General features: G+C 39.9%; 21 protein-coding genes. 9 read left to right on the forward strand and 12 right to left on the reverse strand.

The features are described from left to right. Position 1 precedes the first annotated feature (1 nt). From uxaC to ACHWSC_RS21495, 5 genes are all read left to right on the forward strand, one after another. Positions 2-1,402, forward strand: a complete 1,401-nt coding sequence (gene uxaC / locus ACHWSC_RS21475) for a glucuronate isomerase (RefSeq protein WP_394678120.1) — start codon at positions 2-4, stop codon at positions 1,400-1,402. A 5-nt stretch (positions 1,403-1,407) separates the two neighbouring features. Next, positions 1,408-2,433 carry a PfkB family carbohydrate kinase gene (locus ACHWSC_RS21480; RefSeq protein ID WP_394678121.1) on the forward strand — a complete coding sequence of 342 codons (1,026 nt, stop codon included), beginning with the start codon at positions 1,408-1,410 and terminating at the stop codon, positions 2,431-2,433. Next, positions 2,430-3,074, forward strand: coding sequence for a bifunctional 4-hydroxy-2-oxoglutarate aldolase/2-dehydro-3-deoxy-phosphogluconate aldolase (locus ACHWSC_RS21485; protein WP_394678122.1), 645 nt, complete (start codon positions 2,430-2,432; stop codon positions 3,072-3,074). The genes ACHWSC_RS21480 and ACHWSC_RS21485 overlap by 4 nt, the downstream gene beginning before the upstream one ends. A 99-nt stretch (positions 3,075-3,173) precedes the next feature. Then, positions 3,174-4,616: an MFS transporter gene (locus ACHWSC_RS21490; protein ID WP_394678123.1), complete on the forward strand. Its 1,443-nt coding sequence runs from the start codon at positions 3,174-3,176 to the stop codon at positions 4,614-4,616. Between the two features lie 71 nt (positions 4,617-4,687). After that, complete coding sequence (locus ACHWSC_RS21495) at positions 4,688-6,307, forward strand: NADP-dependent glyceraldehyde-3-phosphate dehydrogenase (RefSeq protein WP_153844472.1); 1,620 nt, start codon at positions 4,688-4,690, stop codon at positions 6,305-6,307. Positions 6,308-6,489: 182 nt separating this feature from the next. Here the strand turns inward: ACHWSC_RS21495 and ACHWSC_RS21500 are convergent, their stop codons facing one another. After that, on the reverse strand, positions 6,490-7,257 hold the full coding sequence (locus tag ACHWSC_RS21500; protein ID WP_394678124.1) for a rhamnogalacturonan acetylesterase: 768 nt from the start codon (positions 7,255-7,257) through the stop codon (positions 6,490-6,492). Positions 7,258-7,745: 488 nt separating this feature from the next. On the opposite strand from ACHWSC_RS21500, the gene ACHWSC_RS21505 reads away from it, so the two are divergent. Beyond that, a complete protein-coding gene (locus ACHWSC_RS21505; RefSeq protein WP_394678125.1) occupies positions 7,746-8,756 on the forward strand; it encodes a LacI family DNA-binding transcriptional regulator in 1,011 nt (336 codons plus the stop codon). Positions 8,757-8,816: 60 nt separating this feature from the next. Here ACHWSC_RS21505 and ACHWSC_RS21510 read toward each other — a convergent pair whose 3' ends face one another. The 3 genes from ACHWSC_RS21510 to ACHWSC_RS21520 all read right to left on the reverse strand — a co-directional run bounded on the left by ACHWSC_RS21510 (position 8,817) and on the right by ACHWSC_RS21520 (position 13,396). Next, positions 8,817-11,225, reverse strand: coding sequence for a TonB-dependent receptor domain-containing protein (locus ACHWSC_RS21510; protein WP_394678126.1), 2,409 nt, complete (start codon positions 11,223-11,225; stop codon positions 8,817-8,819). 136 nt (positions 11,226-11,361) lie between these two features. Then, positions 11,362-13,032, reverse strand: coding sequence for a PspC domain-containing protein (locus ACHWSC_RS21515; protein WP_394678127.1), 1,671 nt, complete (start codon positions 13,030-13,032; stop codon positions 11,362-11,364). Further along, positions 13,025-13,396 carry a PadR family transcriptional regulator gene (locus ACHWSC_RS21520; protein ID WP_046673104.1) on the reverse strand — a complete coding sequence of 124 codons (372 nt, stop codon included), beginning with the start codon at positions 13,394-13,396 and terminating at the stop codon, positions 13,025-13,027. The genes ACHWSC_RS21515 and ACHWSC_RS21520 overlap by 8 nt, the downstream gene beginning before the upstream one ends. 154 nt (positions 13,397-13,550) lie before the next feature. Between ACHWSC_RS21520 and ACHWSC_RS21525 the strand changes: the two genes are divergently transcribed. Then, positions 13,551-13,934 carry a VanZ family protein gene (locus ACHWSC_RS21525; protein WP_244294516.1) on the forward strand — a complete coding sequence of 128 codons (384 nt, stop codon included), beginning with the start codon at positions 13,551-13,553 and terminating at the stop codon, positions 13,932-13,934. A gap of 184 nt (positions 13,935-14,118) precedes the next feature. Here ACHWSC_RS21525 and ACHWSC_RS21530 read toward each other — a convergent pair whose 3' ends face one another. The 6 genes from ACHWSC_RS21530 to ACHWSC_RS21555 form a co-directional block, all read right to left on the reverse strand. Then, positions 14,119-14,817 carry a ComF family protein gene (locus tag ACHWSC_RS21530; RefSeq protein WP_394678128.1) on the reverse strand — a complete coding sequence of 233 codons (699 nt, stop codon included), beginning with the start codon at positions 14,815-14,817 and terminating at the stop codon, positions 14,119-14,121. 41 nt (positions 14,818-14,858) lie between these two features. Next, complete coding sequence (gene rlmN, locus ACHWSC_RS21535) at positions 14,859-15,929, reverse strand: 23S rRNA (adenine(2503)-C(2))-methyltransferase RlmN (protein ID WP_145328839.1); 1,071 nt, start codon at positions 15,927-15,929, stop codon at positions 14,859-14,861. 104 nt (positions 15,930-16,033) lie between these two features. Further along, a complete protein-coding gene (locus ACHWSC_RS21540) occupies positions 16,034-16,615 on the reverse strand; it encodes a tRNA-(ms[2]io[6]A)-hydroxylase (protein WP_070561487.1) in 582 nt (193 codons plus the stop codon). 71 nt (positions 16,616-16,686) lie between these two features. Then, positions 16,687-17,727 (reverse strand): Atu2307/SP_0267 family LLM class monooxygenase, encoded by a 1,041-nt coding sequence (locus ACHWSC_RS21545; RefSeq protein ID WP_394678129.1) that lies wholly within the window; start codon positions 17,725-17,727, stop codon positions 16,687-16,689. A 172-nt stretch (positions 17,728-17,899) separates the two neighbouring features. Then, the gene (locus tag ACHWSC_RS21550) at positions 17,900-18,568 is read right to left on the reverse strand and encodes an AcvB/VirJ family lysyl-phosphatidylglycerol hydrolase (RefSeq protein WP_394678130.1); all 669 of its coding nucleotides are present in this window, start codon (positions 18,566-18,568) and stop codon (positions 17,900-17,902) included. A 21-nt stretch (positions 18,569-18,589) separates the two neighbouring features. Beyond that, the gene (locus ACHWSC_RS21555) at positions 18,590-21,184 is read right to left on the reverse strand and encodes a phosphatidylglycerol lysyltransferase domain-containing protein (RefSeq protein WP_312352265.1); all 2,595 of its coding nucleotides are present in this window, start codon (positions 21,182-21,184) and stop codon (positions 18,590-18,592) included. A gap of 125 nt (positions 21,185-21,309) precedes the next feature. Here ACHWSC_RS21555 and ACHWSC_RS21560 point away from each other — a divergent pair, with 125 nt between their 5' ends. Continuing rightward, positions 21,310-22,545 carry a glycosyltransferase gene (locus ACHWSC_RS21560; RefSeq protein WP_394678131.1) on the forward strand — a complete coding sequence of 412 codons (1,236 nt, stop codon included), beginning with the start codon at positions 21,310-21,312 and terminating at the stop codon, positions 22,543-22,545. A 3-nt stretch (positions 22,546-22,548) separates the two neighbouring features. Here the strand turns inward: ACHWSC_RS21560 and ACHWSC_RS21565 are convergent, their stop codons facing one another. Beyond that, positions 22,549-23,649, reverse strand: a complete 1,101-nt coding sequence (locus ACHWSC_RS21565) for an MBL fold metallo-hydrolase (RefSeq protein WP_394678132.1) — start codon at positions 23,647-23,649, stop codon at positions 22,549-22,551. A gap of 8 nt (positions 23,650-23,657) precedes the next feature. Further along, entirely contained in the window at positions 23,658-24,194 is a 537-nt protein-coding gene (gene dcd, locus ACHWSC_RS21570) for a dCTP deaminase (RefSeq protein WP_046673098.1), read from the reverse strand. 119 nt (positions 24,195-24,313) lie between these two features. On the opposite strand from dcd, the gene ACHWSC_RS21575 reads away from it, so the two are divergent. Continuing rightward, positions 24,314-24,955 carry a 4'-phosphopantetheinyl transferase family protein gene (locus tag ACHWSC_RS21575; protein ID WP_394678133.1) on the forward strand — a complete coding sequence of 214 codons (642 nt, stop codon included), beginning with the start codon at positions 24,314-24,316 and terminating at the stop codon, positions 24,953-24,955. Positions 24,956-25,035 lie beyond the last annotated feature (80 nt).

A 25,035-nucleotide genomic window follows, 5' to 3' on the forward strand; every position in this document is an offset into this window, starting at 1 on the left:
TATGAAAGCTTTTTTAGACGACAACTTTTTATTAAACACAAAAACAGCAGAACAGCTGTATCACAGCTATTCAAAGCATTTGCCGATCATTGATTATCATAATCACTTGATTCCTGAACAAATCGCTAATAATGTAAAATTCGACAATATTAGTCAAGTGTGGTTACATGGCGATCATTACAAATGGAGGGCCATGCGGGCCAATGGTGTCAATGAGCGTTATATTACAGGCGATGCTTCCGATGAGGAAAAATTTATCAAGTGGGCAGAAACGGTACCTTATACGCTTCGCAACCCGTTACATCACTGGACACACCTCGAGTTACAGCGCTATTTTGGTATCACAGATTTGTTGTCACCAAAGACGGCTGCAAGGATATATGCCGATACAGGCGCTTTGTTACAACAAGACAGCCATTCCGTTCGCGGGTTACTGAAAATGATGAAGGTTGAAGTGGTTTGTACCACTGACGATCCTATCGACAGCCTCGAGTTTCACCAACAATTTGCAAAGGAAAAAGAATCGTTCAAAATGCTTCCCGCCTTTCGTCCGGATAAAGCGATGAACTCAGATGATATTATTGCATTAAATCAATATATCGATAAACTGGAAGCAGTCAGCAACATTCAAATCAATAGCCTTGGAGATTACTTAAACGCGTTAAAAACAAGACATGATTTCTTTGCTGCCAACGGATGTAAAGTATCGGATCACGGCCTGGAGCAAATCTATGCCGAAGATTATACCGAACAAGAAATCGTGACGATCTTTGAGAAGATTCGTACAAAAAAGGAAATCTCTCCGACCGAAAATCTGAAATTCAAATCTGCGATGTTGATTTATTTTGCAGAATGGGACCATGAAAAAGGCTGGGTTCAACAATATCACTTAGGAGCATTGCGCAACAACAATGCCCGTATGCATCGTTTGATCGGACCTGATACCGGTTGGGATTCGATCGGAGATTTTAGTCAGGCACGTGCATTGTCAAAATTTTTGAATAAATTAGACAATCAAGATAAGCTAACCAAGACCATCTTGTATAATCTCAATCCTGCCGACAATGAACTTATTGCAACCATGATCGGGAATTTCAACGATGGATCAATTAAGGGAAAAATTCAGTTTGGCTCGGCTTGGTGGTTTCTAGACCAAAAAGACGGCATGACAAAACAAATCAACACACTGTCAAATATGGGTTTATTGAGCCGTCTCGTTGGTATGTTGACAGATTCTAGAAGCTTCCTTTCATTTCCAAGGCATGAATATTTCAGAAGATTGTTGTGCGACATCTTCGGACAGGACATTGAAAAGGGAGAGATACCACATGATATCGAATGGGTAGGGAAAATCATAACAGATATCAGCTATAATAACGCAAAAGAATATTTTGAATTTTAATGAACATGCAGGGTAAAGTTTTAAGCTTTGGAGAATTGTTGTTGCGGATCTGCCCCGACATCGAACAAGATTGGATTGAACAACATCAGCTGCCTTTCTACGTCGGCGGGGCCGAGCTGAATGTAGCCACAGCCTTGGCGTTGTGGAATGTACCATCATCCTACTTATCTGCAATTCCTCAAAATGCCATCTGTGAAGGTATTGATAGCTACCTGAAACGCAGAAATATAGACACATCAGCGATGCAATGGACTGGCGAGAGATTGGGTATTTACTATCTGCCAAAAGGAAAAGATCTAAAAAATGCAGGTGTCATTTATGACCGTGCGAACTCCTCCTTTGCAAACCTCAAAGTAGGTAGCATTGACTGGGACGAGGTCTTTGTCGATGTTAAGTGGTTTCATTTTTCAGCCATCTGTCCTGCAATTAGTCAAGATATTGCAGACCTATGCCTGGAAGCCGTAAAAAAAGCACAAGAGAAAGCAATCTTTGTATCCCTGGACCTGAATTACCGTGCTAAACTCTGGAAATATGGAAAGACCCCAAAAGAGATTATGTCCGAAATTGCCCAATATTGCAATTTAATTATGGGCAATATATGGGCTGCTCATCAGATGCTCGGAACCCAGCTAGAGGAACAATTCTTAACTTCTTCTTCCGGATATCAGGAAGAAGATCTATTGGCACAAGCAGAGCGGACGAGCAAGGAAATTATTTCCGCGAATCCGATTTGTCAGTATGTGGCCAATACTTTTCGTTTTGACTATAAAACCAAGGGAATCAAGTATTATACCACACTGTTTGACAAAGACAGCCTGATTAAATCAACGGAATATACTGCCGAAGAAATTTTGGACAAAGTAGGTAGTGGAGATTGCTTTATGGCAGGTCTGATTTATGGGTTGTATTCCAACCTTTCTCCAAAAGAGACCCTAGCGTTTGCAACGCTCGCAGCATTCGATAAACTATTCATCGCAAGCGATGCAACAACAAGTACAGTGGAAGACATAAAAAAAAGAATGATAGCATGAATTTGAAAGAAATTGTATTAGATAAAATTATAGAGCAGGGGACACTTCCTTTGTTTTTTCATCACGATAAGGCCGAAAGCATAACTATCCTGCGAACTTTATATCAGGCAGGCATACGTGTCTTTGAATTTACAAACCGCGGCCCAGAAGCATTGGCAGTGTTTGAAAGTTTGATTGCCGCAAGGAATTTAGACATGCCAGATCTCTATTTAGGTATTGGCACCATCAAATCGGTTGAAGAAGCGCAACAATTTCTGCAGATTGGTGCAGATTTTATTGTTTCTCCCATTGTAAACCCCTTAGTTGGCTCTCTTGTACATGAGCAACATAAGTTGTGGATTCCAGGATGTATGACACCGACAGAAATTTATACCGCGCAACAGCAACAAGCGGCGCTTATAAAATTATTTCCGGCAAATATTCTGGGGCCGGCATTTATGTCGTCGATAAAAGATCTCTATAAAGGACAGAAATTTATGCCGACGGGGGGCGTAGAAATCGAAATGGAGAATTTAAAAGCCTGGTTCAAATCGGGGGTTTGTGCAGTAGGCATGGGCAGCAAGTTAATTGACCCCAAAGACACAAGCAATTTACTCGAAAACACTAAAAAAGCCCTTGAATTTGTCTCAAAAGCACGATAAACGTCTTTATATAGTGACTTCAAACAAGTCTTGCTGAGGAACACATTTTGACGACGGGAAACAGACACGTATACTAAAAAATAAACTATTAAACCCATTATGATTAACACGGAGAAAAAGGGTAATTACCGTTGGGTGATATGCTCTCTACTATTTTTTGCTACCACAATCAACTACCTGGATCGGCAGGTGCTGTCCCTGACCTGGAAAGATTTTATTAGCCCTGAGTTTCATTGGACAAATACAGACTATGGTAATATTACAGCACTATTTTCGATCTTTTACGCCATTAGTATGCTATTCGCAGGTCGCTTTGTGGATTGGATGGACACAAAAAAAGGTTTTCTATGGGCAATTGGAATCTGGTCAATTGGCGCCATATTACATGCTTTCTGTGGTATAGCGACATCAGGAATTGTTGCCGGCGAATGGTTCGTCGGTTTCGAAGGCGCAAAAGAAGCAATTTCTCATGTAAATAATGCCGGCTTAATTATTAGTGTTAGTGTCAATCTATTTATCTTTTCCCGTTTTGTTCTCGCTGTTGGAGAGGCGGGGAATTTTCCTGCCGCGATCAAAGCCACAGCCGAATATTTTCCAAAAAAAGACCGGGCGCTCTCAACAAGTATCTTCAACTCGGGCGCAACTATTGGTGCCCTGGCTGCACCCTTGACCATTCCTGTAATCGCTGCACATTGGGGTTGGGAAATGTCGTTCATCATCATAGGTGCATTAGGCTTCGTTTGGATGGGTTTCTGGATTTTTCTCTATAAAAAGCCACATGAAAATCCAAAAGTCAATGCGGCAGAATTGGCATATATCAATCAAGATGACCATGAACAGCAGTCCGCACACACAGTCGATACCAAACTTCCAAAAACAACCATATCTGAATGCTTAAAATATAAGCAAACCTGGGCATTCGCCTTTGGAAAATTTATGACCGACGGAGTCTGGTGGTTTTTCTTGTTCTGGATGCCAGCATATCTTTCTGCCGTCTACGACATAAAATCATCGGATACAGAAGGGCAGCTCGCAATTTTTGTCCTCTATGCAATTACTATGTTATCGATTTACGGCGGATGGCTACCGACCTACTTTGTGGAGAAAAAGGGTATGAATGCCTATGAAGGCCGCATGAAAGCCATGCTGTTATTTGCTTTTGTACCATTGGTTGTCCTTTTCGCTCAGCCCTTGGGGCACCTCTCCTATTGGATACCTGTCATTCTGATCGGTTTCGCCGGAGCCGCACATCAGTCCTGGTCCGCCAATATCTTTTCGACCATTGGAGACTCCTTCCCAAAACGCTCCATTGCAACTGTTACAGGGATTGGAGGACTTGCTGGAGGTATTGGCGCCTTTATTATCAACAAGACTTCAGGATGGTTATTTGATTATGCTAAAGAAACACAAATGACTTTTATGGGATTCAAAGGCGAAGAAGCTGGATATTTTATTATTTTCTCTTTCTGTGCGATTGCATATTTAATTGCATGGCTGGTAATGAAAACCCTAGTTCCTAAACTTATTTTAATAAAAAATTAACATATATTGCAAAATTTATATTATATTAGCAATATCTTTATAAATATCAATCTAAACCATTTTTTAAAACAATGAGCTTAAACTTAGAAGGTATCTTCTACGAGGAGAAAGACATTCCCGCAGAATTTACGCTCGACGAACAGGTCGATCAAAGAGAGTTCCTTTCCAATGGAGAAATGATTTCTTGGACGGGTCAAGTAAACGAAGTTTTTTCACCTATTTGTGTGAAGACTAAGGATGGCTTGAAACGTAAGCGCATCGGTAGTTTCCCTGTTTGTACTGAAAAAGAGTCCATGGAAGCCTTAGACGCTGCTGTAAAAGCATACGACAATGGCCGTGGAGAATGGCCGACAATGAGCGTTGCCGATCGTATTACTTGTGTTGAAAATTTCACGCAAAAGATGATTGCCAAAAAGGACATTGTTGTCAAGCTCATTATGTGGGAAATTGGCAAATCCTATGCAGACTCAGTAAAAGAGTTTGATCGTACTGTGGAATACATCTATGCAACGATCGATGCATTGAAAGATATAGACCGCGATTCTTCACGTTTTCAAATCGAACAAGGTATCGTCGCCCAAATCAGAAGATCTCCATTAGGCGTAGTCCTTTGTATGGGTCCATTCAACTATCCATTGAATGAGACATTCACGACATTGATTCCAGCATTGATCATGGGAAATACCATGTTATTCAAACCACCTAAACATGGTACTTTATTACACTATCCTTTATTAGAAGCTTTCAGAACGAGTTTCCCAAAAGGCGTTGTCAATACAATCTATGGCCGTGGCAACAAGATCGTCCCTAGCCTAATGCAATCGGGTAAGATCAATGTCTTGACGTTAATCGGTTCAAGCCGTGTTGCTGATGAACTTAAAAAATTGCATCCAAAAGTGAATCGCCTTCGCGCTATTCTTGGCTTGGACGCAAAAAATGCAGCAATTATTACAAAAGATGCAGATTTGAACCTCGCGGTTTCTGAAACCGTACTGGGGTCACTCTCTTTCAATGGCCAACGTTGTACAGCATTAAAAATTATCTATGTACATCGCAGCTTAGCACAAGAATTCCTAAAGCGTCTCTCTGCTGAAGTCGCCAAATTGAAATATGGAATGCCTTGGGAAAAAGGGGTGTCTTTGACGCCACTTCCAGAAGTCAATAAACCTGCTTATTTGACTGAGTGCATTGAAGATGCAAAAGCATATGGTGCAAAAGTAGTCAATGAGAATGGTGGTCAAGTTGCAGAATCGTTCTTCTATCCGGCAATTGTTTATCCTGTCAATTCACAGATGAAACTTTACAGAGAGGAACAATTTGGTCCAGTTATCCCAGTCGTTCCTTTTGATGACCTTGAAGAACCTATCGAGTACTTAATCGGATCTTCGCACGGACAACAAGTAAGTATTTTTAGTAATAACGCAGCTGTTGTTTCATCCCTTATTGATCCACTGGTCAATCAAGTGAGCCGTGTAAACATTAATTGTCAATGCCAACGTGGTCCGGATACTTTCCCTTTCACAGGTAGAAAGGACAGTGCTGAAGGAACGTTGTCAGTAGTTGATGCTTTGCGCTCATTCTCCATACGTTCTCTAGTGGCCACAAAGTTCACTGAGGAAAACAAGAAATTGTTAAATGAAATCGTGAGTGAAAATGAATCAAATTTCTTAAGCACGAAATACATTTTCTAGTATACGGCTGAGATGAACAAGCGACGTCGATCATTTCGATGTCGCTTGTTTTTAAATCCATTTTTTCAGAAATTCACCAAGTACATTTTCGGATCAACTCCATCCTTTTTACGACAGCCCTTCCCCTGTCAATAAAATTGATTTAGGTTTATGCTTCTTTCTGATTTTATAGCATCCTAAAGTTACTTCAGCATCAGATTTTTTTGAATAGGTAACTGCAATTCGCAAATCCCCTTGGCAACCAGCTTTGCCACTTCATTGGCACCAAAGGTATTCAAATGGGTATCATCCTTCTTTCCCTGTGGATAATTCAAATCGCCACTGTCCACATGTAAAAACAATTTCTTACTTCCATCTTCTCCGTAAGACCTGACAAGTACTGTTGTCTGATCTTCCATGTCAATACAAGGTATTTGCATATCTCGGGCAATCTTGCGGATAACAGCCGGATACTGTCCATGGGTTTTGATGAGAACGCCATTTTCAAATTTACGCCGCGCTATCGGTGTCAAAAGAATTGGAATCCCGCCTTTCTCCTTTGTCTGATTGATATAGAAAGTCAAATTCTGTTCAAACTCTCCCAACGAAGTTCCCACATTGGGTTTATCGACTTTTTCGTCATTATGCCCAAACTGGATAAAAACATAATCTCCGCGACGGAGGTTTTCAAAAATAGGTTCCCAATGATTAATAGTACTCCCGTCCTTGCCCAAATCTTGTTTAAAGGATTTAGAACTGCGGCCATTTAATGCGCGATTATCGACCCTCACTTGTTGATTAAACATCTTTGCAAAAGCCATTCCCCAACCAGTTTCAGGAAAGGTGCGCTTATCTTTATTTGCAGCTGTTGAGTCGCCAATTATATAAATTGTGTGGGTTTGTTCCTGCTGTAAAGCGAGGAGAAAAATTACCATCACAAAGCCCGAAATAAGTGTACCGATTTTCTTCATTGGGTATATCTAAAAAAACACGCGCCTTCAACATCCCGAAGGCAGGTTGTATTCATTTTTCTTAAAATCCTATTAAACCTAGCCTGCTTATAGAGGAGAACAAACGGGAGCATTAAAAATCACTCCTGCTCCTGTCACAGTTACACTCCCCCATTAATTCGTTTTGATCGCTATCAACGACAGTTACTTGGACTTTTTGGGTTTGAACATGCACATTTAATGTGGATAAAGAAGCACAAATAGCAGTAGATACGACTACGCTTTACTCATATTTTTAGGTATTCTATTCAAATGATTAAATCACCTTCGCTGGAAATGCAGAGGAATTTAACCAATCATCATATAACCAAGTTTACAAAGTATATTTCACTTGTTGATGCAAGTAGCAGTAATAAAGTTATGCAAACGTTGCCGGCAACGTTTGCACAGGGGAGCTAATTAGGTTTTGTAATTTTTTTTGATTAATATTAGGTTCTATTTTGCCAATTATGAGATTCGAAAACTATACAATCAAAGATATTGCTAAAGCACTTAACTTATCAACGTCCACAATTTCCAGAGCATTAAGAGATAGTTATGAAATAAGTCCTGAAACAAAAAAGATTGTATTGGAATATGCCGAAAAAATCAATTATCGTGCGAATCCCATTGCAAGGAGTTTAAAGGAGCGTCGAAGCCACTCCATTGGTATCATTGTCAGCGAAATAGCCAATAATTTTTTTTCCCAAGTCATAAACGGTGTCGAATCTATTGCCTATGACAAGAATTTTCATATCATCATTTCACAGACACATGAGTCTTCGGAAAGGGAAAGGCTGAATGTTGAGTATCTAACATCCAGAGGCATAGATGGGTTATTAATTGCGTTGTCCTCAGAAACCGAGGATATTTCTTATCTCCACCAATTAAAAGAACGTGGATTTCCAATTGTATTTTTTGATCGGATCCCACAACAGTTCGACACATACAAAGTCATCGTAAACAATCAGCAAGGAGCCTATGATGCCACCCAGCACCTCATAAAACTTGGAAATAAGAAAATTGCACATCTTACAAACTCTAAATCGTTGTCTATAACGAAGGACAGATTAATTGGCTATAAAAAGGCTCTGATGGCTAATCATATTGATTTCGATCCAGATTTGGTTAAATATTGTCAATATGGAGGGCTACATCTGGAAGAGATCGAAAGTGCAATTGAAGAGCTTATCCGGCTTGGTTTTGATGCTATTTTTATTTCTGGTGATAAGTTAACGACAGGATACCTCCATGTCGTGAAAAAAAGAAATTTCGAAGCCTGTAGCGATATTGCTATCGCCGGATTTACAAACTCTAATGTTGTCGAACTATTCTCATCTAAAGTAACCGCCATAAGACAACCCGCTTTCGAAATGGGGAAAATCGCTACGGAACTTCTTATCAAATTAATAGAAGCCAAATATCCGATTACAGAATTTGAAACGCGTGTATTACCAACTGAGTTAGTAATCAATGACTAAATAAAAAGCTGTAAGAAAAAATATTCCTACAGCTTTTTGCATTTACCTAATGGACAGTAATTATTGTGCTCTTTCCTTCTCCTCGTTACTTGTATCTTTCTTACGATAGTTATTTTTTAAATTTCCGAATTTATACGAATAGGTCAATCGAACCACACGACGATCTTGGTATTGTCTGATACTGGAGTCAAAATCGCCGAAATTAGTTTTCAGATTCTGATTCCCTGTATTAAACAAGTCACTCACCGCCAGTTTCAAAGAACTACGTTGATCTTTAAATGTCTTTGTCGCTCCAATTTCCATATCCCAGCGGGCCTTCATATCGTATACATTATATTTGAAAGGAGAGAAATACCTCAAATTGACATTAGCCGACAGACTTTTCGCCAACTTTAAATTGTGCATCGATGTAGCCTGCAAAAGAAATGACTTTCTTTTCAGCGGATGACCACTCACCATGCCATCAAAGTTAAAATGGATGCCCGTAATATTGTTATTCATGCTCCAAATCTTGGATACCGTTATCGGTATGTTCAGATTTAGGTAAGCTGTCAAATTCTTACCTAAATTTTCACGTATAACCCAAGTTTGTTTCAACACTGAATCTTGCCCCATACTCTCTACAATCGCATCCCGCACATCGTTAATACCCAATGTCACATTGTAACGTTGCATCAACGTATAGTTTAATGTGAATTCATTGGAAAATTGCGGATTCAGATAAGGGTTACCACGTTCGAAGGTTAGTTTATCAATGAAATAATCAAAAGGATTCAACTGTCGGTAATTGGGACGGGTGATTTTCCTTGCATAACCTAAGGAAAGAATATGATTCTCATTGAGGGTATACGTCAGATTTGCATTCGGAAAAAGCTTAAAGTAGTTCCGCTTCACCTGCTTATTTAAGGTCAATGAGTTTCCATCAGAAAATGTATATTCTCCTCTTGCACCGACCTTCAGCCCCCATTTTCCTATCGTATTATTATAGTCTATATATCCAGCGGCGATCTGCTCCTTATACACAAAATGATTCGTCCGCTTTTCATTATTGATCCAGGAATTGTTCAAAAAATCTTCAAAGGTTAAGTCATTATCCGACGTAACATTAGAATATTTAGCCCCCATCTCAAGCTTGGAGACCTTAGATAGCGGTTGTTCATAATCCAGTTTGGCGACATAGATATCGATTCCGATGGGCATTCTACTCCGTTGGATCTCCTCGGGAGTAATCGCATCCATCTGACCATCAAAATATTGGTTATTATACCCCACGCCTTTACTGCTTTTGAATTTGCTCCAATCCAGATCAAGGGTAAGTTTTCTGCCGTTAGAATCAATTCTAAACTCATTGTTTAAATTAGCAGAGTACCGATCAAATAACTCTTTGAATTGCGATGTCGAAATCAAAAGCGAATCCAATGTTGTAAAAGACTTTCCTACATTGGTCTTACTATCGTTATCATTGTATTCGATATTATTCGAACCATTAAACTGCACGGTTAACGTATTTCTGGCTGATGTCCTTTGCTCAACACCGAAGCGATAGGAATGATTCTGTTCTTTTTCATCCAATATCGACCTTTGCTTAAAATAGGTCTTATCCCCTTTATTCTGAATAACACGATCAAGCAGGAGCTTCCGGTGACTTTTCTCATTCGAATAGGCATACGATCCAAATACTGTCGTATTATTCTTTTTATAATTTAAGGATAAGGAGCTATTCCCTCTGAATTTTTCTCCCCGCCCTGCCGTCATGTTAAAGGTTCCGTTAAATCCTTCCATCCGATTTTTCTTGAGCACAATATTTATAGTCCCCACAGCCCCCTCAGCGTCATCTTTTGCTGCCCGGGTAGTGATAACTTCGACGGACTTAATCTGGTTGCCATCCGTACTTTTCAAAAAATTCACCAACTGCTCACCCGACATATAGGTCTGCCGACCATCGATGGTCACTGATACACCAGATTGACCCATCAACTGTAGATTATTATTGTTATCTAAACTCACTCCAGGAGCCCGCTGTACAATATCTAAGGCATTATTCCCTGCGGCCAAGGGAGAGTTTTCGACATTTAAAACCAGTTTACCAGGCTTGCTTTCAACCATCGGCCGCTTACCCTCTACGGCGACCTCCTGCAATTTTCGTGTGTCCGTGTTCAGCAGGATCGTTGGGACCTTGTAATCTGATTTATTGATATCAAAAACGTTGCTCTTATTGGCCGTATACCCAACCATTTTGACGTCGACATAATAACTTCCAGCTTGTATATCCGAAAATTGGTACTCTCCATTTTCATCTGTAACAACTGCTTTCAAAATAACTGTTGTCTTTGCCTTCATCAGATAAGCAGTTGCAGAAGCCAAAGGCACATTATTTTCCACCAGTACTTTGCCTGTAACTTTCACTTGCGCATAGGCAAAGGAAGCAATTAAAAAATTTAAGAGTAAGAGGTAAAAATATCTTTTCATTCGTTTATAAATAGGTGTAATAGCATTTACTTTTGATGGCACTAAATAGGCTTATCACACGAGGTTCAGTAGTGATTTTCGAGGTTACAGCTTCAATAATTTGTCTTCCGCCTAAAGGCGGAAGACTTGGTTTATGTTATTTCTTTTTTGTCTCTATGGTAATACCATCTTTTTTGACATTGATAATGGTATCTCTACGGATAACAACAGACGTATCATTTGCGATTACTTCATTGCCTTCAGCATCTGTTTCGTCACTGTCATCTGACTTTTTGGGTGGCAATGCACATTTCAACCCGAGTGACGTGACTACAAACTCAACATCTTTTACATCCCTTAGGTCTTCACTATAACGGTCACGACATTCGTAAAATGAAATATCCCTTAATTTATCTTCCAAATTATCATTAATGATCAACTTGGTGCCTACTGGGAGAAACAAGGTAATATTGACTTCTTGATCCCGATAGAGCTCACCTTCATTCAACTGGAACGCATTGTCAAATGTTAATGATGTACTATCTTGTCTCAACGCATAGTTAATTTTACCTGCTCTGTCTGTTGCGACTTTATAAGAATTTCCTTTAGCCGAATACTCATAACGTACATAAGGTTCCTGTAGAGAATCGATACGTTCGACACGGATACGAATATTACGTCTCAGATAAGTAGAGAGGTTTTCGTTTTTTATACCCAAACCGCTTTTTACACCATTTTTTAAGCGGATGACGCGAATATCATTTTCATTTAAGTAATAAACAGCTTGTTTTTGCAGTGGCTTCTCTTCAACAATCGTACTGGACTCTTTGAATTCCTTTGCTACCGATGTAGCATAGTAGATAATTGCGCCTATCGACGCCAACCAGACTAAAAATAAAGTGGTTGTCAAATAATTGTTCATTGGTTTTTTCTCGAAGAGAACGCGTAGAAGCAAATAGAACAATCCAGCAAAAGGGATAAAAATGGCCAAGAAACCCGCTATCAAAGCAAAAGGTACATCGCTCGGATTCATGAGATAAAAAGGACCAGAATCGTCCATGACGTCAGGAATAACGTTCACAATAGCCAGTGCAAAGAAGATAAGTCCAATAATCAACCCGATGAGCGTTAACCCAACAATAATAACAAAGAATACGCCGATGACTTTCACAAAGACCTGCAATAATTTAGCAACACTATCGCCCGTGCGGTCCATTCCCCTCGAAAACGAATCCTTTACTCCGCTCATTTCTTCATCGAAAGAACGTTTGAAGTTCTGAATATTCGGTGCTTCCCCTCGCATTTCCATCTTATCTGCACGAGTTACAGCGAGCGGCATGACAATCCATAGGATGACATAGACCAATACGCCCGATCCACCGATCACAACAAATAAAGCAAAGAGTAAACGTACCCATTTGGCCTCAATGCCAAAAAAATGTCCCAGTCCACTACATACTCCACTGAAAACTTTGTCATCAGGGTCGCGCATCAGCTTCTTCCCTACTTTAAAGCCGTCTGCATTTGGCTGGCGCTGAAAAGATGCATAACCATCCTGATCCTCAGATTCAAAATCACTTACGCTTCCCATTTGCTCTATCACAGCATTAACATCGTCCATATTCAGAACTTCTTTGCTACCCGCCTGAATCTTTTCAGTAAACATCTCAGAAATACGATTTTCGATGTCCTCTAAAATCTCCCGACTATCTTCCGATTGTCCAAAGTGCTTCTTTATATCAATCATGTAGGAGCGAAGCACCTCATAAGCATCCTCTTCAATATGGAAGACGATACTATTTATGTTGATAATTATTGTCTTATTCATCGTTATTGTCTTTAACTGGTTTAGTTGAATCATTGTTTCTACCCACCAATGACGTGTTTACAGCAAACACGAGCTCATTCCAGGTAACATCTAGTCGCGAAAGGACTTCTAACCCTTCTTGGGTAATTTCATAATATTTTCTAGGCGGACCTGAAGTCGACTCCTTCCATATATAGCTTAACAGGCCATTGTTTTTTAGACGTGTTAAAAGCGGATATAAGGTTCCTTCCACAACCAATAATTGAGCTTTCTTCAGTTCGCTGATAATATCGGAGGCATAAATTTCTCCTCGAGAAATTATGGATAGGATACAATATTCAAGTATCCCCTTCCTCATTTGGATTTGTGTATTTTCAGCTATCATAACAATACAAAGATATATGTATTTTATGGTACCATGCAATACATAGTACCATACAAAACAAAACAAATTTATTAAAACACTGATTTACAGGTAAATAATTTTTAAATTCATAATATTTTTATTTCTATCAGGAAATTTTTGGATATTTAACGCCATGATTAAAATCTTATTAGACTATAAGTGGTGTTTTATTTGGGCCATAATAGTTATTATTTTATGCACACTCCCGGGCAACGATTTTGATGCAGTTCCCGCCTATCCAGGTATGGACAAATTAGTCCATTGCGGTATGTTTTTTGTTTTCTGTACGTTGCTTTACAATGGTGTTATCCAGCAATTCAGCGGTAAACCAACCCGCTGGCTTCCGATTTTTATCGTATCTATCCTCGGATTTTTATTTGCCGGACTGACAGAATTACTTCAGCTTTATATTTTTACTTATCGGAGCGGTGATTGGTGGGATTTATTTGCCGACAGCATCGGAATAGGGATGGCCGGGTTTGCCTACCTACTAAACTATGTCAACCGAAGGTCGTAAATACCGGGTTGATTTAGTTTTGACGGTTTCGTCATTTTTGAGTGCGTTACCAAGCCTATATTTGGGGTCTATATATTAGCTACTTAAATTATAGGAACTCGCATCAAATTATCGGAACGCGTTCTTCCGGGTTGCGAATTTTATCATTTTTAAATGAACCCATACGATATGGGCCAAATCGGACCTAGGCCCTTGCTAAAGTAGCAATAGATACCCGACAGTCTGTAGCATCTAAGAGTGTTAATGCTGCGGAAACAATCGTAGCACCTGTTGTTAACACATCGTCCACCAATAGAATGTGTACATTGGCCGGCAACCCAGTGGCCTGACAATCGAAAATATCACTTACATTTTCGTAACGGTCGAGTCGCCCCTTACCTGTTTGGCTAATTGTCGCTTTCTTTCTTACCAAAATATCTTCACGCAATGGGATTTCCATCGCTCTGGACAAACCGCTTCCAAAGTAAGTGGATTGATTATAGCCTCTTTTTCGGAGTTTACTCTTGTGTAATGGCACAGGAACAATACAATCGATATTCTGATAGGCCTTTGCTTCTATTAATTTTAAGCCGTATAGATAACCAAAATATTCCGCAAGAAAAGGTTGATTATTGTATTTAATCTGATAAATGAGGTGCTCTACACGGCTATCCTTTTGCATGAACAAAAAAGAACAGGCCTCTTCCACTGGAGCTTTCCCCCAAAGCTGTCTTGCGGTATCATTATCTGAATATTCGTGAAAATTAGTATAAGGCAAATGGAAATCGCATGCTACACAAATAAACTTTTCCTGATATTTTAGCACACAACCGCAACAGCCACATTCTCTTGGAAAAAAGATGGATACAAAATCGCTAAAAAGCTTATTTAATTCGGATTTCATCTGGTAAATTCCCCTATTAAAGATAGGAACTATCCTTCAGATTATGCCTCGGCTTCCTCCTTTTTCTCGTCCTTGATTGCTAATTGTCCACAGGCGGCATCGATATCTTTACCACGGCTACGTCTCACATTCGTGATGATACCTTGACTTTTTAGATAATTTGCAAATACCTCGATTTTATCCGCTTCAGCATTTAAGAAATCGGCCAGTGCGATAGGATTATACTCAATCAGGTTGACCTTACAAGGAACGTGTTTACAGAACTTAGCAAGTTCTTTTGCATCCTCCAATTCGTCATTGAAATTGTTAAAGACAATATATTCAAATGTAATTGGACTTTTTGTCTTCGCATAAAAATATTTGAGGGCTTCTGCCAGAGCTTTTAGTGAGTTCTGCTCATTGATCGGCATAATTTCATTTCGCTTTTTATCATTTGCGGCGTGCAAAGAAAGTGCTAGATTAAAACGTACCTGGTCATCACCCAATTTTTTAATCATTTTTGCGATACCCGCAGTGGAAACAGTGATCCGCTTAGCAGCCATATTTAATCCGTCGGGGGCCGTAATGCGTTCAACCGACTTCATCATATTGGCATAGTTCAACAAAGGCTCACCCATCCCCATATAAACGATATTTGTCAGTGGCTGCCCGTAGTTCTCTTCGGCTTGCTTGCTGATCAGAACGACTTGATCATAAATCTCATCGGCATTGAGGTTCCTCTTACGGTCCATATAGCCTGTTGCACAGAACTTACAGGTCAAGCTACAGCCCACCTGTGAGCTGACACAGGCTGTCATTCGTTCCGGAGCGGGTATCAACACCCCTTCAATGATATTGTTATCATACAGCCAAAAACTACTTTTAATAGTTTTATCTGAGCTGATCTGAGATTCTTTAACTGTTACTGCATTGATCGTAAAATTTGCTTTCAGCTTCTCACGAAGGGACTTACTCAAATTACTCATCTGATCAAAATCTACACAAGATTTTACCCAGAGCCATTCATAAATCTGCTTCGCACGAAAGCCCTGCTCCCCCAACGCTGTAAGTTGATCTTTGATCTGATCCAAAGACAAACTCCTGATATCTATTATTTTACTTTTTTCAATCACGGTACAAAGATAAGAATAAATAAGTGACAAAAAATCCCGTTCTAAGAAATAGAACGGGACAACTGTTATGTATGTGTTTTAAAATAGGTAGGAGCGCGGTCCGATTAGCCATGAATGGCTTCTTTATTTCCGTACGACTGAATCAGCTTCCCTTCAAATTCCAACCACTCCTTCCAACGCTTTTCTACATCGACGTCTACAGTATATTTGCGTGCAAAATTTAAAAATGTTGTATAATGATTTGCCTCAGACACCATTAAATCATGGTAAAACTTCGCAAGATCTTTATCCTGAATATTTTGCGACAGCACTCTAAAACGTTCGCAGCTTCGGGCTTCAATCATTGCCGCGAATAATAAACGGTCAATAAAAGCCATATTTCTACTGCCATCTTTTTTAGAGAATTTCATCAATTGGCCAACATAATCATCTTTACGTTCACGACCCAAGGTATAGCCACGTTCTTTGATGATATCAATAACCATCTTAAAATGTTCCATTTCTTCGATAGCAATTGCTGTCAGTTCATGCACTAAATCTTCGTATTCTGAGTTGTTTGTGATTAATGATATTGCATTTGAAGCCGCCTTTTGCTCACACCAGGCATGATCAGTCAAAATTTCTTCTAAATTTCCTTCTGCGATGTTTGCCCATCGCGGATCTGTCAACAACTTTAATCCAAGCATCTTACTCTCTAAAATGATTTACGCCACAAAGGTAGCGAATATCTCAGCGTTAAAAAAATGATAATCGCTCTTTAGGCATCTTTATGAAGAGCCTTTCGAATTTCAGGCGCTATTTTTTCGCCAAAAATCTCTATAGAACGCAGCATCTCTTTATGCCCAGGAGCGCCCACATCCATGTGTGCAGAGAAACGTGTCAATCCGAATTTTTCCTGTATTTGCAAAATTTTATCTACAGCATAATTAGCATCCCCAACAATAAGGTGGCCCCTTGAAGATCTGCCAAAGTCATATTGTGTACGTTGGTATGGAGGCCAACCACGACTTGCTCCTATACGATCCATCTGCGCAGAATAAATCGGATAGTAATAATCTGCTACCTGAGTGTTATGGTCGCCAAAGAACGCATGCATGTGCACTCCAACTTGAAAATTAGCCATATCATGCCCATTGTCTTCATACGCTTGGCGGTACATATCAAATAAGTGGTCGAAGCTTTCGTACATACCCCCGATGATAGCAAACATCACTGGTAAACCTAGTTTTCCTGCACGGATAACAGAAGATGTTGTACCTCCTACGGCAACCCAAATTGGCAATGATCCATTTTTAGGTCGAGGGAAGACTTCTTGATTGATTAGTGGAGCTCTAAAATTTCCTCGCCAAGTAATTGGATTTTGCTTGTTTAAACGTAACAAAAGCTCAAGTTTCTCTTCAAACAATTCGGAATAATCTTTCAGATCATAACCAAATAAAGGGAAGGATTCAATGAAGGATCCTCTTCCAGCCATCAGCTCAGCACGTCCATCGGATAAAAGATCGACTGCCGCGAAATCCTGAAATAATTTAACAGGATCCGCAGAACTCAATACTGAAACTGCACTACCCAATTTAATATTTTTGGTAACTGTAGAAGCCGCAGCCAAGACTATTTCGGGTGCTGCAACCGCATAATCTGCCCGGTGATGTTCCCCGATTCCAAAGAAATCCAATCCTACTTGATCCATAAGCTTGATCTCTTCAATAATTTCTTTCATTCTATCTTGCGCCGCCTGGATTTGACCTGTAACAGGATCTATCCTCGAGTCACCAAACATTCCTATTCCTAATTCCATAATTGTCTATTTAAATTCTAAATCAAAATTAAGACCTTCTTCATTTAATTAAATTGATGTAGGACAAGAAATCCGAATAGCTTCAGAGCCTTCACCGATTTGACAAGGTAAAAGGCCTATCGCTACTGTAAACCAGCTTAAAAGAAAGCTAGCAGACAATAACACCGCTCAGTTAAAAGAGAGCAACCGTATTCTTCGCTACCTGGTCTGCATTTCCACTAAAATGATGGCCCCCAGAGAGGTATTTTTTTGTAAAATTCTTAAGTGTTATTTTTTGTACAGGAAAATCGGCCTCATCGTCGCCGAGAATGACGCCCGTTTTGACTCCATCCATGCGATTTATTTCCGAGACGACATCAAGGCTTCGCTTTATATTACTTCGTCCTAGAATATCGGCTATATGGATCTCCAGATCTGTAGATACAGAGGGCTCTAAAAGAACAACGCTCTTTACGTTCTTCTTAACGACAGGGTCCAAACGATTAACAATAAAAGGGACCGCATCTGCTCCAAATGAATATCCAACAATGAAAAGACGCATATTCTGCCGTGAGGATAGCAAAGTCTTCAAGGTATTAGAAATATCTTCTGCTATCTCTTTCGGGCTTTTCTTCTTCCAGAAATAATTTTTTGAATCAAGAGCTGCAACAGTATACCCTGCTCCAGCAATCAGCTCACAGAGCTTATTTGAGAACGAATTGAATCCTCCATCTCCACTCAGATAGAGAACCAGGGGTAGTACAGCTTTATTATTCCAATATTTCATGTCAATCAAACGTTGTTGAGCAAAAGCATGAAATGCTATGCTACCAATTATAAATAAAGTGGCTAATTTTTTCATCTGTATGAGATTTACATGAAGCTATTCATTCGGTTTCATCACTTTGACCAGTGCTATAGGAAGTTGTAAGAGATCAAAATCGTTATCAAATATAAGGTATTTATTTTCCCAAAATGTCGCATACTTCTCTTTAAAATCACGCAGACTATGGTAATGTTTAAAGTTTCCCAATCGTGTTGAGGCAAACTTCATAATCTTTTCAGCAGGACTATCTGTCGCTCCCAAGCCCGTCATTGGCACCATGCCCAAATTTAGATAGACATACTTTTTGGCTTTAGCATATGCAATAAGCTCAACAATCAATGCATCCATACTCCCACCTGGTGCGTCAAGCGATTTTCGGATCATATCATAAGTGCACTCATCTTTAGCATAATCGGGAATAATATTCAGAAAGGCTACAATATTATTTTGCTCATTTTTCAATACAATAATATCCTGCATAATAAGCTCATTTTCATCAAACATCCCTTGCGAAAAAACCATTTCCTTTTTATCAAATTCTTTCAACCATTCATTGGAAATCAATCTTAGCTCGTCTATAATTGCTTTTTCCTGCGGAGCTTTCAACACCTCCGTTGTAAAACCCTTTTTTTGAATTGCATTAAGTCCATTACGTAATGACTTACGGTCTTTTCCTTCTAGCTTGAATGTTTCCAATTCTAATACAGCCTCCTGTCCAATGGTGATTTTTTGCTTACGAAGAGATGAAAAATGAACCAAGCTATTTTCATCAACACGGTAATAAATGGCCTTTAAACCATTCGCATAACAATATTGATCAAATTCCTGAACCAGCTCTTCCTTATCCCCCTGCTCACAGACAGGTTCATCCAATACGATAGCAAATTCATTCGCCAAGCGATAAGCGGTAAATCCCTCCGAGACTTCTGAGAAGAACAGACTCTTATCTTTTCCCAATTTAAAGAAGTCCATCGGAGACTGTCCAAACTCAATCAGTAATTGTTCTGCATGCTCCATTTCGGAGCTACTCGAATCTTCGTCATCAATCAGCCGAGGACGTGCGAGTGCGTAGATCAATAAGAACCAACAAAATAGCCCCAAAACTTGAGTGATGCGCAAAAATTCTTGACCAAAAGCTGTTTGTGGCATCAATTCATCATCTGCAAACAACAGAAAACTCCGTGCCGTATGATATATTGATTGACCCCATGTAAAGTCTAGCCCGAAATGTTGCTTATCAATGAAGTAAAAACTCAACACATCAAACAGGCATATCGCTATCAGAGCGACAAAAAATGTGATAAACCCAATTCTTACCCAACGAATATTACTCTTGATGCGATATTGTTTATAGCTCATTGCCAATAAAATCAACGTCAATAAAGCAACCGATGCCTCTTCATAGTCCAATGCCTTAAACACATGTCCAAACAGCGACAAAGCACTAAACACCACGGCGATCCAGAACGCAATACGGAAACCTTTAATCAAGTAGGCTGAAGTTACCAATAGTCCTAAGCCCAAAACCAATACCATAAATTTAGAAGCATGAATTGCTTCTAGCGGTAAATAAAAACGATCAAGTTTCATACGATCAGCCAAAGGTGGTGTCAATACGGAAACAAGATTTACCACACCTAAGAAAAATATAAGCAACGCCGGCCCAATACGTGCCAGCAATTGCTTACCACGCCATGCAAAGGCAAGGATTCCCAAGAGTAATGGAAGCCAAAATTCGAATGCCCGATAGAGAATTGTAATGCCCAATCCTTCTGCCTGCGAGTAGCCGTACGCTTTAAAAATATACAGCATGGTCAGCTCTACAGCCCCAAGGCCCCGTAGAAAAGGAGAAACAATCATCAATACGACCGAAACAGTATAGGCAATAGCCGCCGCCTCGAAGGAGTGGTCCAAACCAAGAGCATACATACTTACAAAAGCATGGGCAATACCGCAACATTCGACGACCATGGACGCCAACATGGTACCCAACAAATATTTTAGCTTGACTTCCCCTGAAAATATCTCATCGATGTTAGAGGCTACAGCAGGAAACTTTAATTCGACCCAGCGATAAATGCCTTTGTGTGTTCGAAAAGACCAGACCAGCCAAAATACGACAGCCAGGAGCAGTCCCAAAACCACCAATGAGATCCAGGCGTCACCAAAATTTTTATTATGCCAGATCGTATACAATATAACAGGTACACCAATCATAAAGACCGTCAGTAGTCCGACATAGCCATACAGCGCCCCTGCCTGGTGAATTTGCGTCGTATTCAAATTTCTTTTCCGCAACTCCGTTGTTGTATATGCCAAAGAACTAATCCCACCCGCAGGAAGAAACACACTGAGTAAATTTCTCTTCAGGAAAAGATCAATGGCGATTCTCAGATTAATAGAAAGACCGATCGCTTTAAAACTCTGCACATACATCAATCCCTGAAGCACAATATAGACGATGGTAATTCCAACTCCAACTGAAACCCAGGTTAGGTTGGCTGCGCGCAACTGCGGAATAATTGCTGCAAGCTCTTTCCGCTCATTTCTAAAAAATACGAAGGCCAGTAAGATAACCAAAACAGCTATTAATTCCTTCCAATAGGTCTTTGGCGAAAAATGTCGAATCCGTTGAGCAATAGTTTTGGCCATATGATCGTTTAATGATGAATAACCTTTAAATATATTATAAACACTAAAATAAAGCTAATCGTTTGAAAATGACTAATTGTTAATTTTTCGTCAATTCTTTTCACATTAATCAGTAATTTTCCTGCATGAAAGAGAAAAAGGTTTTGTTCATCGGACTTGTGTGGCCAGAGCCAACATCTTCAGCGGCGGGTTTTCGCATGATGCAATTAATTGAAACGTTCACTACCCGCGCTTATCACATTACATTTGCTTCGTCTGCTGCGAAGTCACCTTATAGTGCCCCTTTGCAGTCTCTCGGGATACATGAACAAGCAATCGTGCTCAATAGCAATAGCTTTGACGATTTTATTACTCAACTAAAGCCCGATATTGTTGTTTTTGATCGTTTTATGGTAGAAGAACAATATGGTTGGCGTGTCGCACAGCATTGTCCCGATGCACTCCGCATACTCGACACGGAAGACTTGCATTTTTTACGCCAGGCGAGACAGGCATCCGTCAAAAATAAAGGTGATTTCTCCTTTCAAGAGTTATTTACAGACACCGCTAAACGGGAAATTGCCTCTATTCTGCGAAGTGATCTCTCCTTGATTATCTCCGAATCCGAAATGAAGATTCTTATCGAAGAATTTCGAATTTCACCCGACATCCTCTATTACCTCCCTTTCCTTGAACACGAGATCAGTTCTACCGAAATTAATCAATGGAAGCCCTTTGAAGAGCGTAAGAACTTACTATTTATCGGAAATTTTATCCATGAGCCGAACTGGCATACGGTGCAATATCTAAAAACACAAATCTGGCCCCAATTACGGAAGATGCTTCCCAAAGTAGAATTGCACATTTATGGTGCCTACGCAACCCAAAAAGTACTCCAGTTAAACAACTCTAAAGAGAATTTCCTGATCAAGGGACGGGCGGAATCTGCTCGTCTTACCATGGAAAACTACCGAGTATTGGTCGCTCCAATTCAATTTGGTGCCGGCGTAAAAGGAAAGTTTATCGACGCCATGCAAACCGGCACACCATCTGTCACCACGACAGTTGGAGCAGAAGCCATGAAGGGTAATTTGGACTGGAATGGTTTTATCGAAGACGATCCCGAAACTTTCTGCCGAAAGACTGTCGAGCTTTACGAAAACGAAGATCTTTGGAAAACGGCCCAAGAACATGGTATCCGTATTATCAACGAGCGTTATGAAAAACGAAAGTATCAGGCCGACTTTATGACGAATCTATCTTTGTTAAAAGCGCAGATTGACAGGCACCGCCAACAAAACTTTATTAGTCAGATATTGTTGCACCACACGATGCAAAGCACAAAATATATGTCTTTATGGATTGAGGAAAAGAATAAATAGATTTTAGTTGACTTCTCGCCACCAAGGCGCGTATACTGTGTCTAATCTATTAAAATGGATCATTTCCCCTATTTTTGGCGTAAGGAGAGTGATCTGTTCTTTGTTCGCTGTCTCGTAAAATTTCTCCATTGGCTCTTTCCAGTCGTGCATAGCCAACGCGAACTTAGAAGAATGAACGGGCAAAATAGCTTGAGCTTTCAGATCCTTCGTTTCAGCAGCCCATTCGTCAGGTAAGGAATGGATATAATGCCAGGCATCGTTATATTGGCCATTTTCCAAGATTGCTAAATCAAATGGACCGAATTGGTCACCTATCTTTTTGAAGTGCTTACCATATCCGCTGTCTCCACCCAAGAAAATAGTGTACTGGGAAGTTTTTAACACAAAGGATGTCCACAAGGTATTATTCCGCGTAAATCTTCGCCCAGAAAAGTGCCTTGCGGGTGTGAAGGTTACCTGAAAATCGGGCGCCAGTTTTATCTGGTCGTACCAATCACCCTCGCTGATCTGATCGGCCTTATATCCCCAAGACTCAAAATGCGCCCCCACGCCAAGACCACAAATCACCTGACCGACTTTATCCCTCAATTTCACAACAGTCTCATAGTCCAGATGATCGTAATGATCATGAGAGATAAACAAATAGTCAATTTTCGGAAAAACCATCGTCGCATAGTCGACAGACATCTTAAATGCCTTATTACTACCTGGGATAGGAGACGCATTTTGGCTGAACACCGGATCAACCAATATTAATTTCCCATCTAACTTCATCAGGTAGGAGGAGTGACCGAACCAAATCAGAACGTCATCTGCGGGAAGATGTGCTAAATCGCATTCCATAGCAGGCAATACGTTGATCGGTTTCAAGTGGGGATTTTTGTTGAAAAGGAAATCCCACAGCAAAGAGGCCATATTCACATCGCCTTTCAACGACGGCGTTACTTCGAGATTATGAAAAATACCATTTTTAAAATTTGGTGACTGTTTCATCCGTTCCAGTCGAGCTCCTTTGAAACTTCCACCAAACATTGGATGAACAAAATAATAGAGTACTCCACTGATGAGAACAATCAATAGAGCCCCTAAAATAATCCATCCCATATTCCGCATCAGAAATTATTCTTCCACATCATGGATTCCACCGGACGGATGGTCTTGCCATTGTATTTTGCGTTACCTTTGGTATTATAAAATGTTTCGATATCGCCTTCTACAGCAAAATAGATCAATTGTCCAATAGGCATTCCCGCGTAAACCCGAACAGGTTGGGCAACCGAAATTTCCAAGGTCCAGGTATTACAGAAACCGACGTCACCCTTTCCTGCAGTTGCATGGATATCTATCCCTAAGCGACCAGTACTCGATTTACCCTCTAAAAAAGGAACATGCTTATGCGTTTCGGTGTATTCTTGCGTAACGCCTAAATAAAGGGTATTGGGTTCCAATACAAAACCTTCTTCCGGGATTTCAAAATGCTGAATTTCATTGTGTTTCTTGGCATCAAGTACACGGTCTGCATATGTTGCCAAATATTTCCCCAAATGCACATCGTAGGAATTTGTTCCCAAACATTTACGATCAAATGGTTGAATGACAATACTGCCATTTTCAATCTCTTCGAGAATTCTTTTATCAGATAAAATCATGTGTATCAAAATAGCAAAAGCGTCAGGCAATGCTATACAAATTCAAAAATACAGTTCTCCCACTAATTTTACTTCATTTTTCAAAACAAAAATCTGCGATTTGTTTTTTAAATTTGGGTATGAGTCTAGTGTATCTACGTGAAATTGATAATCAAACCAAATTTGCAATTTGGCGAATTGAGGAATCGGACGACGATTTGCTGTCGAAACTTCAATTGGATGAACGTGAAAAAGCAAAATTGGGGTCCTTCAATAAAGGAAAAAGACGGTTACATTGGCTTGCCACACGTGTTCTCCTGCGAACCCTATTGAACACATCCCGCTATATCGAATGTCCTTCGGATGCAAATGGAAAGCCTTATCTCGCTAATTTTCCCCAAAAAATATCACTTTCACACTCATTTGATTACGCTGCAGCAATGATCAGTACAAAAGGCGAAGTTGGTATCGACATGGAAATCATCAAAACAAAAGTAGAGCGCATCCAACATAAATTTCTAAAACCTGCGGAGCTTGCATTCCTCGCCCAGGATGATAGCCGCTATGAGCAGCTTTATGCTTGCTGGTGCGCCAAAGAAGCGATTTATAAACTTCAAGGCAATGCAGGGGTTTCCTTCTTGAACAACATGACCATACAACCATTCGAATACCAAACGCAAGGCATATTAAAACTTGAACTCGACAGCGATCAAAACAAGCATATTTATGATGTACATTACGAGAAGTTCAATGAATATATGCTCGCTTACGCTGTAGAATAGGTCCTTTAAAAAAATAATTTTTCTCAATTTCAATGAATTAGCACACAGACAGCACTTTTTTTTTGTGCTTTTTGAAAAAG

Source organism: uncultured Sphingobacterium sp. (assembly GCF_964277905.1).
GTDB lineage: Bacteria > Bacteroidota > Bacteroidia > Sphingobacteriales > Sphingobacteriaceae > Sphingobacterium > Sphingobacterium siyangense.